13 protein-coding genes are annotated in these 14,825 nt (G+C 44.4%); 8 read left to right on the top strand and 5 right to left on the bottom strand.

The genetic code is table 11. The features are described 5' to 3' along the window. Nucleotides 1–19 precede the first annotated feature (19 nt). Entirely contained in the window at nt 20–400 is a 381-nt protein-coding gene (locus L5M17_RS06335; RefSeq protein WP_028760853.1) for a DUF2750 domain-containing protein, read from the top strand. 25 nt (nt 401–425) lie between these two features. After that, nucleotides 426–875, top strand: a complete 450-nt coding sequence (locus L5M17_RS06330; protein ID WP_028760854.1) for a hypothetical protein — start codon at nt 426–428, stop codon at nt 873–875. A 116-nt stretch (nt 876–991) separates the two neighbouring features. On the opposite strand, the gene erpA is transcribed toward L5M17_RS06330, so the two are convergent. Next, the gene (erpA, locus tag L5M17_RS06325) at nt 992–1,342 is read right to left on the bottom strand and encodes an iron-sulfur cluster insertion protein ErpA (RefSeq protein WP_006080742.1); all 351 of its coding nucleotides are present in this window, start codon (nt 1,340–1,342) and stop codon (nt 992–994) included. Beyond that, nucleotides 1,335–2,138: a DUF6776 family protein gene (locus L5M17_RS06320; protein ID WP_028760855.1), complete on the bottom strand. Its 804-nt coding sequence runs from the start codon at nt 2,136–2,138 to the stop codon at nt 1,335–1,337. Before L5M17_RS06320 ends, erpA begins: the two co-directional genes overlap by 8 nt. Nucleotides 2,139–2,212: 74 nt before the next feature. On the opposite strand from L5M17_RS06320, the gene L5M17_RS06315 reads away from it, so the two are divergent. The 4 genes from L5M17_RS06315 to nhaD all read left to right on the top strand — a co-directional run bounded on the left by L5M17_RS06315 (nt 2,213) and on the right by nhaD (nt 8,554). Next, nucleotides 2,213–3,937 carry a chloride channel protein gene (locus L5M17_RS06315; protein WP_263146047.1) on the top strand — a complete coding sequence of 575 codons (1,725 nt, stop codon included), beginning with the start codon at nt 2,213–2,215 and terminating at the stop codon, nt 3,935–3,937. Between the two features lie 231 nt (nt 3,938–4,168). Continuing rightward, entirely contained in the window at nt 4,169–5,188 is a 1,020-nt protein-coding gene (locus L5M17_RS06310; protein ID WP_113940696.1) for an aspartate carbamoyltransferase, read from the top strand. 26 nt (nt 5,189–5,214) lie between these two features. After that, nucleotides 5,215–6,507, top strand: coding sequence for a glutamate-1-semialdehyde 2,1-aminomutase (hemL, locus tag L5M17_RS06305; RefSeq protein WP_263146046.1), 1,293 nt, complete (start codon nt 5,215–5,217; stop codon nt 6,505–6,507). A gap of 799 nt (nt 6,508–7,306) precedes the next feature. Then, entirely contained in the window at nt 7,307–8,554 is a 1,248-nt protein-coding gene (nhaD, locus tag L5M17_RS06300; RefSeq protein ID WP_263146045.1) for a sodium:proton antiporter NhaD, read from the top strand. Between the two features lie 107 nt (nt 8,555–8,661). On the opposite strand, the gene L5M17_RS06295 is transcribed toward nhaD, so the two are convergent. Together L5M17_RS06295 and L5M17_RS06290 are read right to left on the bottom strand one after the other, a co-directional pair. After that, the gene (locus L5M17_RS06295; RefSeq protein WP_263146044.1) at nt 8,662–9,750 is read right to left on the bottom strand and encodes a general secretion pathway protein GspB; all 1,089 of its coding nucleotides are present in this window, start codon (nt 9,748–9,750) and stop codon (nt 8,662–8,664) included. Further along, nucleotides 9,750–11,423: an ExeA family protein gene (locus tag L5M17_RS06290; protein WP_028760861.1), complete on the bottom strand. Its 1,674-nt coding sequence runs from the start codon at nt 11,421–11,423 to the stop codon at nt 9,750–9,752. The genes L5M17_RS06295 and L5M17_RS06290 overlap by 1 nt, the downstream gene beginning before the upstream one ends. A gap of 178 nt (nt 11,424–11,601) precedes the next feature. Between L5M17_RS06290 and L5M17_RS06285 the strand changes: the two genes are divergently transcribed. Both L5M17_RS06285 and L5M17_RS06280 read left to right on the top strand, forming a co-directional pair. Further along, on the top strand, nt 11,602–12,852 hold the full coding sequence (locus L5M17_RS06285) for a multifunctional CCA addition/repair protein (protein WP_263146043.1): 1,251 nt from the start codon (nt 11,602–11,604) through the stop codon (nt 12,850–12,852). Nucleotides 12,853–13,085: 233 nt separating this feature from the next. Then, the gene (locus L5M17_RS06280) at nt 13,086–13,352 is read left to right on the top strand and encodes an Lpp/OprI family alanine-zipper lipoprotein (RefSeq protein ID WP_006080732.1); all 267 of its coding nucleotides are present in this window, start codon (nt 13,086–13,088) and stop codon (nt 13,350–13,352) included. Between the two features lie 623 nt (nt 13,353–13,975). Here L5M17_RS06280 and L5M17_RS06275 read toward each other — a convergent pair. Beyond that, entirely contained in the window at nt 13,976–14,818 is an 843-nt protein-coding gene (locus tag L5M17_RS06275; protein WP_263146042.1) for a putative RNA methyltransferase, read from the bottom strand. Nucleotides 14,819–14,825: the final 7 nt, after the last annotated feature.

Below are 14,825 nucleotides of genomic sequence, written 5' to 3'. Positions count from 1 at the left end.
AGCAAAAGAGATATTTTTCATGAGCAAGACTGTTAAAAACCTCGCTGAGACAGCAGCAATGACGCCAGAAGCCCGTTACGATTACCTCGTTGAACAAGTTAAAGAACACAAAATACTTTGGACATTACAAGACCAAGACGGTTGCGTGATGTTAACCACTGAAGAAGAAGATTGCATCCCAATGTGGCCAACCGAAGAAGCCGCTGATTCTTGGGCAGTGGATGAATGGAGTGATTGTCAAACGTTAGCGATTCCACTCGACGAATTTCACGAAAGATGGGTGCCAGGCATGGAAGATGACGACCTCTTTGTCGCCGTATTCCCAGTATTAGATGATTTAGGTGTGGTAATCCCGCCTTATGAGTTAGATCAAAGATTAGCGCCGAAGCAAAGCCACTAATCGCTATCGCTAAACGAGAATGCCTATGAGCGAGCAAAAATCAGCGATACAGACACCAGAGGCAAGTACAGCCCTGAGTCAGCACTTTCCGAAACGACTCATTGCCCTATTGCTAGTGTATGTTGTTGCGTCAGTGAGTGGCTTAATCGCTAAACAAGGGGTGTTATTTTGTCTGCTAACCCTCCTGATGGTGATTGCCATTATCGGTCGGCAAAAAGCAGGGCTTATCATGCTGCGCGGCTACACAGTCGTGCAGCTTGGATTGATTAGCATGCTGCCAGTGATCATGTACGATCCGGGCAACTTAGTGGTAGGTCCAACGACAGTGTACTTAGGTGAATGGCAGGGAAAACTGCCAGACTATGTGATTTTTATCGCTTTGATCGTCTTGTCATTACTGCAAGTTTGGATAGCCTTTGATAAAAAGGTAAAGGCATGGTTTAAACCTAAGCTTAACCTGAACATCATGAGCTAAGCTCTTGTAGAAAATAAATTTAGCCCAACAAAAAGCCGTCATTACGACGGCTTTTTTGATCTCAATCTACGCCTAAAAAGATGCAAAGTTAGTCATCATTAAACAGAAAAACTTTTTTACACAGAGAAACTGGCACCACAGCCACAGGTTGTGGTTGCGTTAGGGTTTTTCACGAAGAAGCGAGAACCTTCCAGTCCTGAAGTGTAATCCACTTCACCACCGACTAAATATTGTAGGCTCATAGGATCGACAACCAAGAGAACGCCTTGTTTTTCTATCGTAAAATCGCCGTCATTGACCTTTTCATCAAAGGTAAAGCCGTACTGAAATCCAGAACAACCACCACCAGTCACATAGACTCGTAGCTTAAGTGCAGGATTTTGCTCTTCTTCCAGCAAACCTTTCACCTTAGCGGCTGCCGCATCGGTAAATTGGATTGGCATTGCTGTATCAGCTTGATCAGTCATTACTACCTCTTACATCAGTTTTCTGGGGCAAATTATCCTTTACCTGACTGTTTTGTTCAAGTATTACCCGTGGTTCTTTTTCACCCTGTAATAACTCAGGGGCACTATAGACATGTTCGGTCTGCGAATTCTTAGTCCAGCGGCTCGAAGGCACCAGCACTTTGACTTTCACTTGTTGTAAATTAAAGCCAGCAGGAACAGTGACCTTGGTATCTATGACTTGAAAATAGCGAAAATCAAATTCCAACTTAGAACCCGTGAGTTTGTTCACACTCAAGCTAACAGATTTGCCATCTTGCACACCAATAAGCGTCAATTCAGTTCGACCTTGAATAGCTTGCTTACGCTTTTGCAACTGAGTCAACACCAACTTGAGATGATATTCATCGGCCAAAGCGCCCCGCGTCATTTCAAGTCCGTGAATAGCGACACCTTCAGCATTATCATCCGGTGTCATAATGCTGCGGTAAAACGCCAGCTCATGTTCCAATTCTTTTTGCTTTTTCATTTGCTGGCCAAACATGTCTTGCATTTGGGTATTAGCCTCGCGCTCGACGGACAGCTCTAAATTTCGGGTTGCAAGTAGTTGGGTCTGTGCCTCTAACTCAGCGGTCAAGCGTTGAGTCTTGCTGCTGATATGCTTAACAACAGGCTCATCGCTACTTAATAGCAGAAAACTTATCCAAGCCCCAAAAAGAATAGAAACTAACACTAAAAGCGATAAATACACTGAAGATGGACGATACTTGAGATCCATCACTTGCAGCCGATCTAGCCAACGATGATAATTTGGCATTAGGTAACAGCCCCTTATATAAAATACAATCAACTCAAGAACGAGTTCGATACAATACAACTCAGGCCAATGTAGTGCAATTAACGATAAATAAAGTCGCTATCCAACATGCCATAGTCACAGCCAAAAAGTATTTAACCAATGAGCTACGTGACCATTTATCTCAAGCCCGCATCAGTGCACAGCTGTGCATACTGGCACTGTTATTTGCTATTTTTGCATCCTGCGTGATCTTACTGTTTCGACTCTTGCTCGTTTGGGCCAATCATTACACCCAAATACAGGCGATGGATTTTACGGGGAACGTCGCCGACTGGCGAGCCCTGTTACCCCTTTTAGGCGCAATATTAATTTGGATAGTGGCGAAGTTAGGCTCCAAACGCTACAAACGTATGGGAATAGCCTATGTGTTACATAGAGTTAAACTGCATTATGGTAAAATCCCCCTACAATCCGCCGCTGGGCAATTTTTTCAAGCACTCTTTGCCCTAGGCACAAATTTCTCAGTTGGCCGTGAAGGTCCTGCCATTCATCTGGGTGCTGTCAGCGCCAGTTTTCTTGCTGAAAAATTCAATCTTCCCGATAATAGCGTACGCATCATGTGTGCCAGTGGCATTGCAGCAGGGATTGCCGCAACGTTTAACGCGCCCTTGGCGGCGGTGATTTTTGTACTCGAAGTGATAGTACGTGAATATAAAATCCATTACTTTTTCCCGATTATGCTATCAGCAATTTGTGGCGCAGTTTCAAGCCAACTGGTGTTTGGTAATGTGCACGAATTTGACCGTATTCAAGTGATCCACATTCCCTTAGACCATTACCCTATTCTCGCCATTGGCGGCGTGGTATTAGGCTGCGCCGCGGCACTATTTAATTACTCGCTATTAAAAGTCACCGCGACGGGTCAAAACTGGCCACTCATTTACCGACTATTACTGGCGGGCAGCGTCACCACCTTAATAGGTCTAGTATTGCCACAAGCCCTTGGCACAGGCGATCTCGCTATTGGCGAAGCCATTAGCCAACATCCAAGCCTGTTGCTGTTAATCGCCCTATTATTTGCCAAAATCATTGCCACTATTGCGGCGATTGGCTTAGGTATTCCCGGCGGTTTAATTGGTCCACTTTATGGTATCGGCGCGCTGCTCGGGGCGATTTTGGCGCTGATCAGCGCTATCTTATTCCCGTCCATCGCCCCTTATGTAGGGCTTTACACTGTGATCGGCATGACAGCCATGATGGGCGTGTGTTTAAGCGCGCCGCTGGCCGCCTTAGTCGCCCTGTTAGAAATGACCAATGACGCCAGCATTATTTTACCAGCAATGTTTGTAACAATTCCGGCTTTTTTAATTGCTTATCAGGGTTTTAAGACCGACTCCATTTTCTTTAAGCAATTAGAAATTATGGGACTAGGTTATAAGGTCGCCCCCGTGAATTTAGCACTGCAGAAAAAAGGCGTACGAGCCTTAATGGATAAACGCTTTGTTATCGTCAATAACAACGATGAATTGTTACTCGAAGTGCTAAAACGCGCCGAAGGTCGCCCTGTGCTAGTCCGCAATGCCGATGGCATTATCGAAATGCTTAGTCTTGAAATGCAATCCTATGATGACAGTACCACGCTATCACGCCATCCCATGCAAGGGCTAAGCGACAGCACCACCCTCAATGAAGTCTATTCACTATTGTCGCCCAAACGCTGCGGTGAGGTGTTTATCTATCAAGATACACCAGACAATGTGATTGGGGTGATCAGTTGGTCGAACCTACAACATGAGATTCGTTCAGGCCAAGTCTAATATCGCTTCAAAATCTAGCCGCTATTCAATACCTAATTTTGATTCAAACCTGAGACGGCAGATTAAAAGCTTTGGGCTTCATCGCAAAAATCTAACACAGTGGCAATGTGGCTATTTCGTTGCCCCAGTGCTTCTGCTACAATCGCGCCTCAGCCACCCTACATAACATCAGGGCAGATAAGCGCGATACAGCTGCTTAAAATGCCCCCTAGCAAATTGGAAAACAGGCTGATGAATCAGTTCGAAGGATCCCATATCCTCTCCGTAAACCAGTTAGATCTTGACTCAATCCAAACTATTTTTAATGTCGCTAGCCGCATGATGCCCTATGCACTTCGAGAGAAGCGCAATAATGTGCTCGATGGCGCCATTTTAGGTAACCTGTTTTTCGAACCCAGTACCCGTACCCGCGTGAGTTTTGGTTGTGCCTTTAACTTGCTCGGCGGCCATGTACGTGAAACCACAGGCATGGCTTCATCGTCTTTATCTAAAGGTGAATCCCTGTACGATACCGCGCGGGTGTTATCCACCTATTCTGATGTCATTGCCATGCGCCATCCAGACTCTTACTCGGTAAAAGAGTTTGCAGAAGGCAGCCGCGTCCCAGTGATCAACGGCGGCGATGGTTCGAACGAGCATCCGACCCAAGCCTTGCTCGACTTATATACTATCCAAAAAGAACTCAAGTGTGCTGGCCGCGGTATCGATGGCATGCACATCGCTATGGTCGGCGACTTAAAATTTGGCCGTACTGTGCATTCACTGTCGCGCTTACTCTGCATGTATAAGAACATCAGTTTCACACTGATTTCACCTGCTGAATTAGCTATGCCTGATTATGTGATCTCCGACATTGAAAATGCTGGCCATAGCATCAAAATAACCGACCAACTTGAAGGCCATTTAGATAAAGCAGATATTTTGTATCTCACTCGCATTCAAGAAGAACGCTTCCCTTCACAGGAAGAAGCAAATAAGTATCGCGGCAAGTTCCGCTTAAATCGCAGTATTTACACTCAGCATTGCAAATCTAACACAGTCATTATGCACCCGCTTCCAAGGGATTCACGGGCGCAAGCCAATGAGTTAGATAATGATTTAAATAGCCATCCCAATCTTGCTATCTTCAGACAGGCGGATAATGGGCTGTTAATTCGCATGGCTTTGTTTGCATTGACACTCGGCGTTGATAATCAACTCGAAAAATATGAGTGTCCGGTTAATTGGTATTCACGTAAAGCCGATCGCTAATTGGCTACAGACTTTAAGGACTAAACATGACCCGTTCCGAAGCGCTATTTGAACAGGCTAAAAAAACCATCCCCGGCGGCGTTAACTCTCCGGTTCGTGCATTTAATGGTGTAGGCGGTTCGCCCCTGTTTATTGAAAAAGCTAACGGCGCTTATATTTACGATGCCGATGGTAAAGCTTATATCGACTATGTCGGTTCTTGGGGCCCGATGATCCTCGGCCACAACCATCCTAAAATCCGTGCAGCTGTATTAGCAGCAGTGGAAAATGGCTTATCTTTTGGTGCGCCAACTGAGCTTGAAGTGCAAATGGCCGAAAAAGTCATCTCTATGGTGCCTTCTATCGAGCAAGTACGCATGGTGAGTTCAGGTACAGAAGCCACTATGAGTGCTATCCGTTTAGCACGCGGTTTTACCAATCGTGACAAGATCTTAAAATTTGAAGGTTGCTACCACGGCCACGCAGATTGCCTGTTAGTGAAAGCCGGTTCTGGCGCGTTAACGTTAGGTCAACCTAGCTCACCCGGTATTCCTGAAGATTTTGCCAAGCACACCTTAACCGCTGTGTATAACGATTTAGATTCAGTTAGAACCCTGTTCGAACAGTATCCAACTGAGATTTCTTGCATCATCATCGAGCCCGTTGCTGGCAACATGAACTGCATTCCACCTGTCCCAGGTTTCCTTCAAGGCCTGCGTGATATGTGTGATGAGTTTGGCGCGCTGTTGATTATCGATGAAGTGATGACAGGTTTTCGCGTATCACTAAGTGGCGCTCAAGGTTACTACGGCGTCACACCAGACTTAACCACACTCGGTAAAGTGATTGGTGGCGGTATGCCAGTGGGGGCTTTCGGTGGCCGTAAAGATGTGATGCAATTTATCGCCCCTACGGGTCCGGTTTACCAAGCGGGTACGTTATCGGGTAACCCCATTGCGATGTCAGCGGGTCTGGCACAAATGGAAGCCCTGTGTGAAGAAGGTCTGTACGAAGCGCTGAGCGCGAAAACCAAACGTATTGCAGAAGGCTTTAAAGCGGCTGCGGATAAGCACGGTATTCCAATGGCGATCAACTATGTTGGTGGTATGTTCGGTTTCTTCTTCACGGAACAACCCAAGATCACTCGTTTCGATCAAGTGACCCAATGCAATATCGAACAGTTCCGTATTTTCTACCACGGCATGCTAGATGAAGGTGTTTACTTAGCGCCAAGTGCCTATGAAGCAGGCTTCCTGTCAATGGCCCATGGCGAAGAAGAGATGCGCTTAACCTTAGAAGCGGCAGATCGCGTATTGGCGAGCATGAAAGCGGCAAGCTAAGCCTAAGCTTTAGTATTTAAGCCGTTTAAACATAACAAAGGGACGCCAATGCGTCCCTTTGCTTTTATTCGATTTAGTTAGCTTTGTGTCACTTTAATAACGATCAGACTTTTTAGAACCTAAAGCCGATTTAAATATTTTCGCAGCTACCATAAATTGTAAGGTCAAGTGGATATGCTCAATAACGTGCTAAGGCCAACCCATCACGCCCAGCGCAATAAGCTGCTTGCCACAATACGTTAACCAAACGAGTGAGCCTAAAAGCAAAAGACTCCAGATAACAAATGTCATTTTCCTCTACTTCAAAAACACAACATCCAGTATTGATACCCAAACAAGCTCAAGACGCAGAATTCTGCGGGACTGAGTGCTAAGAGCACTCAACTTCCGAGCGGGCACTCATTCAAAAGGTAAGCATTAAAAATGCCTGCCTACATAGGCATGACAATTCAGGAATATCGCCCTGAATAAAAATTAATTGAAGAATATGCAAACTAACTGCTTAGACTTTAATCGTAGATCTCACTTTTAACGCGGTAATCAAATCAAACAATACAGTTAATAACGCTGCAATAATCACAAAAACCAATATATAAAACTAATTGGCAACCAAAAAGCATGAGATAGACATCACAAAGAAGCATTAAATTGAGTTACAGCTAACAGTTGCGTTCTCTAGCCCATTATGTTCTGATCCGCACGCGCTAACACGGCTAGCTTAATTTAGCCTTGATATGCCCAATCTTTAGGTTGACTCAAGTCGCCCTACGACATCAAAACAGCAGTTGGAATTGCAGTTATGTTAAATACCTTTCTCATCTTACTGGCCGTGCTCGCATTGCTCAGTATTATTTTCGAAGAAGTGACCCACCTTAATAAAGCAAAAACCACCTTATTCTTTGGTTGTATCTCTTGGATAGCGCTGTTTATGGCTGCAGGGGAACCGGCTAATGAGAAAATCGTTGCCCATCAGCTCAATGAAAATTTGCTCGAGATTGCCACACTTTGGCTCTTTCTGATGTCGACCATGACCTTCGTAGCATATTTGAATGCTAAGGGTATGATCCAAATCATGGTGCAAAAGCTGTTTCCGCAGAAAGTATCAGTGCGTATGTTAATGATCCAAGTCGCCCTGTTTGCACTCGTGCTCTCAGCATTTTGTGATAACGTCACCGCGACTTTAGTGTCTTTAGGTTTATTAACCACCTTTAAACTCGACAAGCAAATGCGCCGTAGAATGGCAGTGTTAATTATTTTCGCGGTGAACTCAGGTGGTGTAGCCCTGATCACCGGTGATGTAACGACACTGATGATCTTCTTAGCTGGACATGTGCATATGTCTGAACTGCTGATGTTATTTATCCCATCGGCCGTGAGCGTGATTTTACTGGCAACCCTATTCTCACTCAAAGCCGAAGGTGTTGTGAGCACGACGCCAATCAAACATACTTATCAAACCGTTGATGTATTGATTGCCCTCGTCTTCTTCTGCACCATTTTAATGACCATGCTACTCAACATATTGTTTGGTATCCCGCCAGTGTTAACCTTCTTAACGGGTCTATCAATTATGTTCCTGATTGGCCATACCACGCGCAGTGATAAAGAAGAAATCAAGATCCTAGAGTATATTCGCCAAGTTGAATACGACACCCTGTTGTTCTTCTTAGGTATTTTACTGCTCGTTGGTATGCTTAAAGAAATTGGCACCTTAGACATGTTGACTGAAGCTTATACTCAGTTTAATCCAAACATCTCTAACTTCGTCACTGGTATGGGCTCAGCCTTAATTGATAACGTACCGCTAACGGCGGCATTGTTAAAAGCCAATCCAGTACTGAGTACTCCTGAATGGCTTGGCTTGACTTACAGCGTCGGAGTCGGTGGTTCACTGCTGATTATCGGTTCAGCATCAGGTATTGTAGCCATGAACAAAGTGAAAGAACTGACTTTTGTGAGCTACTTGAAATATGTTCCTGCACTTTTCCTCTGCTACAGCGTCGGTTACGCACTGACCCTATTCTTAGCCAACAGACTGTTTGATTAAGTTGAGATTCACTAAGATCAAAAAAGGCGCCTAGTGCGCCTTTTTTATCAACTACTTATTTATTGTTACCACAAATAACCGCTAGCATGACTTATCGTAATACCTGATTAGATTGCGGGCACCTTAAACTGGGTTCCTTGAATATCTAACACTATGTCCCTTGGACGAATAGAGATGATTTTCAGCTTACCAGCAATCATATCCCCTTCTTGTAACTCAGCACCGTCTACATTCAGCCATCTCTGGGCAGGGTCGCTGGAATAAACATGAGCAACGATATTAAATTCAGGCACTTGTAATTGCAGACCTGCAGGTAATTGGCCGTATTTCGGAATTTCATCCACAGCAGTTTTGGGGATCGGATCTAATTTAGCTTCAGTGACATTCGTCTCTGCAGCATTAACATATTCCACATCCTTTAATGCATTTTGAAAGGAAGCCACTAACTTATCTTCATCGCGACTTTTATTGGTCTCTAAACCGACATCTTCCGCCGCGGCACTGACTTGCTGACGCAGGGCTTCGAGACTCGCTAGACCCGACTCATTGGCATTAGCACCTAACATCATAGGCTGCTGTGCTTGCGTCTCTGCTGCTGACACAACCTCTTCCTGACTTGCCGCATCGACTTGGGCTGACGTCGACATATAATCTGCGTAGCTTGAATCACTAAAACCCGAATTGCTATCACTTTGAGCCGGCATGCCAACAGAATTGGTCGTTATATTCGCGCTAGCATTCATTTGAGGCGCATTTGATACTACAGTCTCTGCCTGAAATTGTGGCGATACCGTTAGCTCGGGTAAAGTCTGCGTCCGAGGAAGCGCCACTTTCCCAGCAAGCCGAACACCTGAAGCAGCACTGGGCTCAACTTGGAGCTCAGAGTCAGATCCTACCGCGGTAGACTGAAGCTCATTTTTAATCCCAGTCGAAGCTGGTAATGATGAAGTTGATGGTAGTACGTTAGCCACTGCCACAGTATCACTTTGGGGAAGTCGAGTTTTATCCCAAACGCTTAATCCCCAAGCCACACCAATTCCAGCGGCAACTGCAACGACTAATATAGACAGTTTTCCTATCGGCACACCCGATTTACGAGGCTGTGGATAATTAGCCCTTGGCGTCATCACAGCATCAGGTAACGGTGATTGTTGCTGTTGTTTGTTGCGGGTTACGGCATCGAGTAAAATGGACATCAGCTCCGCGCCCCATCATCAGTTAACCTTGGGCCTTGCTGACTTAAATACAAATTTAATCTCACTAATGTTTGATTCCCTGCAATACCATCGGCTTTTAATCCATGCTGACTTTGGAAGGTTTTAAGATCATTTTCCAATTGCACATCAAATTGATTAACCCGACGGGGGCTACGACCATTCACATGGGCTAACGCATTCTCTAACCACTGTAATTGACCAGGACTCGATTTTTGACTGATATCCATCATAGGCAAATTAGGTGCTTGCCATAATATTTCGAAGGTGCCACTGAAATGTTGATTAAACCAAGCTCTATCAACCCAAAGTTGTTGCTCACCCAGTTGCATCAGTAATTGTTCCCCCTCTACCGCAAGCACTGCACCATAAAAATCTTGTTGCTTGTCATCAACCAAATACACGACAGCCGGATAATTAAGCCGAGTCAGTGACATCCAGTTACCCTGCTGTTGATAGCAAGCTAATCCTTGCTCAACCGCCGATTGGCAAGCCGTCAAGCCTTTATAGGGCACTTTGCCCCACACGCTAAATAAACCTGCAAAAGCAGTATCGATATTGCGACTCTGATTAATCGCCTCGTTTAACAGACGTTGATTAGGATCGGGAATGGAAGTCTGACCGCTTGGTTGATTAGTCGGTTTTACTGACTTATCAACAACGCCTTCACCACCCAAGGTTTGAGCATTTAATGACGCCACATTAGTTGGCACAGACTCAGAAACCAAATTGGACGCTGGCACCGTATTGACTGACTTATCAGTAAATAACCAATAAGACACACCAAACGCAACACATAACGCCGCAGCGGTTGCTGTCGGCCACAGATATCTATTTTGAGTCGGTTCTTCTTCACCTAATACTTCAGCCGCAGCTTGCCGCACCATATGATGATCTATGGGCACCCGCGATTGTGCATAGCCTGCCATCAGTGAACGTTCACATAAGAGGTTAATTAATCGAGGAATGCCGCCACTGTATTTCTGCAAAACGTTAACGGCTTTACGGGTGAATAAAGGCTCAAACCGCCCTGCCACTTGCAAACGATGCAGCACATAGAGGGCGATTTCATCTTCATTGAGCGGCAATAAATGATAACGAGCCGTGATCCGCTGGGCTAACTGACGCAATTCTTGGCGCTTCAATAACAGCTGTAATTCCGGCTGACCGATTAAAATCACCTGCAGTAACTTCTTAGTGTCCGTCTCCAAATTAGTCAGAAGACGCAATTGCTCCAGCACCTCAGGACGTAAATGCTGTGCTTCATCGATAATGAGCACGGTATTACGACCTTTGCTGTGATTCGCCAATAAAAAACGGCTCAAGTGATCAGTCAATTGCTTGAGTGTAGGATTATCGCCGTAGGAAATCTTAAGCTCATCACAAAGCGTTGCGAGTAATTCAAGCTCAGTTAACGACGGATTAAGGATAAAAGCAGTATCGGTATTGTCGGGCAATTGCCCAAGTAAACAACGAGATACTGTTGTTTTACCCGTACCGACTTCCCCTGTTAACAACACAAAGCCGCCCGTTTCCCCTAACCCATAGGTTAAATGGGCTAACGCCTCTCTGTGCCTATCACTCAGAAATAAATAATGGGGATTGGGTGCAATTGAAAAAGGGTTATCGCTGAGTCCGTAAAAGGCCTTGTACATACCACCAATCATCCTAATTTAAAAATAACGCCCCACGTTAAAGCGTCCCAATGTTATTGTCAAAATATCTGCAACATCAATGTGACAGATAAGTGCGCAAATATCTCGCGACGACTTTATCCATCATCTTAATGAGCGTGATAAGCTATGTTCATGACACATTAGCCGAATCTTGCCTGTGAAAATATATCTCGTCGGCGGTGCTGTACGTGACAGCCTGCTCAATCTTCCCATTAAAGATAAAGATTACCTCGTCGTTGGAGCAACACCAGAACAAATGCTGCAACAGGGTTACCGCCAAGTGGGTAAAGATTTCCCCGTATTTCTACACCCCAAAAATCAACAAGAATATGCTTTAGCCCGAACCGAACGAAAAATTGGTCTGGGTTATGGTGGTTTTAGCTGCCACGCCAGCCCTGATGTGACTTTAGAACAAGATTTGTTGCGCCGAGATCTAACCATCAATGCGATCGCCCAAGATGAAAAGGGCAACTTATATGATCCTTTTAATGGTATTGAGGATATTAACGCGCGCCTGTTACGCCATGTGTCGGATGCTTTCGTTGAAGATCCACTGCGAGTGTTACGCGTCGCCCGCTTTGCCGCAAGGTTTCATGCCTTAGGATTTCAAATTGCCGCAGAAACCCTGGCACTGATGCGTCAAATTAGCGCAAGCGATGAGCTTAGCGCTTTAACGGCGGAGCGAGTTTGGCAAGAGGTTGATAAAAGTTTAGGCGGACCTCACCCAGAGGTCTTTTTTGAGGTACTTCACCAATGTGGCGCACTCGAAGTCCTATTCCCTGAAATTCACGCCTTATTTGGCATACCTCAACCTGAAAAATGGCATCCTGAAATAGATACTGGCGTGCATACCTTAATGGTGCTCGCTCAAGCCGCACTGCTCACTGGAGATAAAAGCGTTCGGTTTGCCGCCCTAGTACATGATTTGGGCAAAGCACTGAGCCCAAAAGAGCATTTACCAAAGCATCACGGCCACGGCCAGAAAGGCTTGCCACTCATAAAAGCACTCTGTACCCGTTTACGAGTACCGAATGAGGCACGCGATCTGGCGTTACTCGTCAGCGACCAACATCAGAACGTCCATCAGGCATTCGAGCTCAGAGCCGAAACTATCGTTAAAATATTCGATAAAGCTGACTTTTGGCGTAAACCAGAGCGCTTAACGCAACTTATATTAGCTTGCACCGCAGATATGCGCGGCCGCACAGGATTTGAAAACATCCCATATCCTCAGGGAGAGTATTTAACTCAGTGCTTCACTGTCGCCAATAATGTCGATATTGCCGCCATCATTGCCACTGGTTTCCAAGGCGCAGAGATAAAACAAGCCGTAAATTTACATCGAGTTGAAGCCGTCTGTCAGTTTAAACAAAAAATGCAAACAAAACTGCCGATGGATAACCAGTAATTTGTAAAGGATTTGTAAGTCGTGCATCACTGCATGGTGAATAATGCCCCTTTTTACGATTAGAAATGTCGATATCACATAGAAAAAAAGCTTTTAAAAAAAATTTATATGCCTATAGTGGTTAAACACATTAATATTCGTAGCAAATTAAAATAGCTATGTCATAATTAGGCAGTTTCGCTTACAAAGTAACGAAACATTCAAATCCAACCTATTTTAAGGGATTTTTTACAATGAACAAAAAAGTACTGATGATTGCTGGTTTAGCAATGACTGCCCTACTAGGTGGTTGCGCGAACACTACTGCTCTGGAAGAAAGCGTTGCAACTCTGGGCAACAAAGTTGATCAATTGTCAGCTGATGTTGGTTCTCTGAAATCAGAGCAAAGCAAACTGTCTGCAGACGTTAAAGATGCAAAAGCAGCATCTATGGACGCACAAGCAGAAGCTAAACGCGCAAACGACCGTTTAGACAACGTTGCTTCTCGTTACAAGAAGTAATGAAAGGTAATTTAGCTTACTATTTAGTAAGTTAAGACAAAAGGCTTAAGAAAGATGAAAGCGATAAGCACATCAATCTAAGCCTTTTTTTATACCTACAATTCAAGATTGCCATGCAAAGAATAGCGAATGCGGCAATACAAAATCGCTAAATTGATTTTAAACTTCCAAAGGTATGTTAAAGGCGATTCGCCTACCTCCCCCCCTAAAAGTTAGCCTTGGCATACTTCTGTATAAACGAGTGCTATCCCTCTTTTAAATAAAGTCGCGTTATTAATCTAAACTTCTCGTTTGCGTTTTTTAAGCATCCCTAACAATCAGCCTCATTATCATAAAAAATGTATTCATGGGAAATGAAAGCTATTAATTTAAAGCACAGCTATAGATAAAAAAATCGAGGCTATATGGGAAACAAAGGCAATAAGAAGGTTGTATTTGTCACTGAACAAATAGGCCTAAAGTTAAAAATAATAACACCTTCAGCCTATCCAACATAAAAATAACATAAAAACGTCAAACAGAATCATAGACTTGAGTAATATCGCCTTTTAAAACATCAAAAAACCATCTAGCTAAGCCTATGAATTGTTTTAAAATTAACCGCATCGACTGCAAGTTTTAACCTATAGCGATTCACTCACGCGTTTATGTGCTAAGACTAATACATAGTCAATTTCTAGCGACTCAAAATGATTAGCTTGAATATCGTGTTTCATCTTGTCAGTTGCACGCCACGCATAGGGTGCCATATCCAATAACGTTAATGCCTGTTCACCTGTAACTGATAAAGTAAAGCGCAGTGACTGAGTTTCTTTTACCAATAATGCTGAGGGTAAATTCACTTGGAAAGGTTTTTCAGCCAAGTCGGAATAAATATATTCTCTGAGTTGCCATAGATGTCGTGGCCCAGGCATAACCAGTAACATGGTCCCATCATCTTTCAATACCCTGACAGACTCTTTTCCCTTTAACGGCCTATCAATAACAGTAATAAAATCCACACAATTATCGGCAAAGGGTAATTTTTTAGAAGAGCTTAAACACAAGATCCCAGGAGTCTGCGCTTTTGCTGCAGCAAAAATAGCATTTTCTGCGTCCGCTACACCCACGTACTGGACGTTTCGCGGATTTTCGACCTCTGCCAACTTGGAAGCTAAAGCACGCAAATAGAAGCCCTCAGCGCATTCATAATCCAATAAACAAGCGTCAGGCTTGATAGAGCCCGTGATTAACTCAGCCAGTTTATCGATTAAAGGCGAAAAGATGCCTGATTCGAGAAGAAAACGCTTAGCCCTAACTTGCTCGCGCGAATCCCCTGTCGGCTTTTGGCGTTGTGGTTTAGTAAAAACCCAATAACCTTGCTCATTTCGATCAAAGTGATGCTTATTTGCACAATAAAAACCTTGGGAGGCTTTGTGTTGTTTTAACGCAAGTCCGCAGGTTGGACACTGATATTCGAGACCCATATAAAGC

The organism is Shewanella sp. SW24, assembly GCF_025653395.1.
GTDB classification, from domain to species: domain Bacteria; phylum Pseudomonadota; class Gammaproteobacteria; order Enterobacterales; family Shewanellaceae; genus Shewanella; species Shewanella oncorhynchi.
This window is presented reverse-complemented; position numbering and strand designations above follow the sequence as displayed.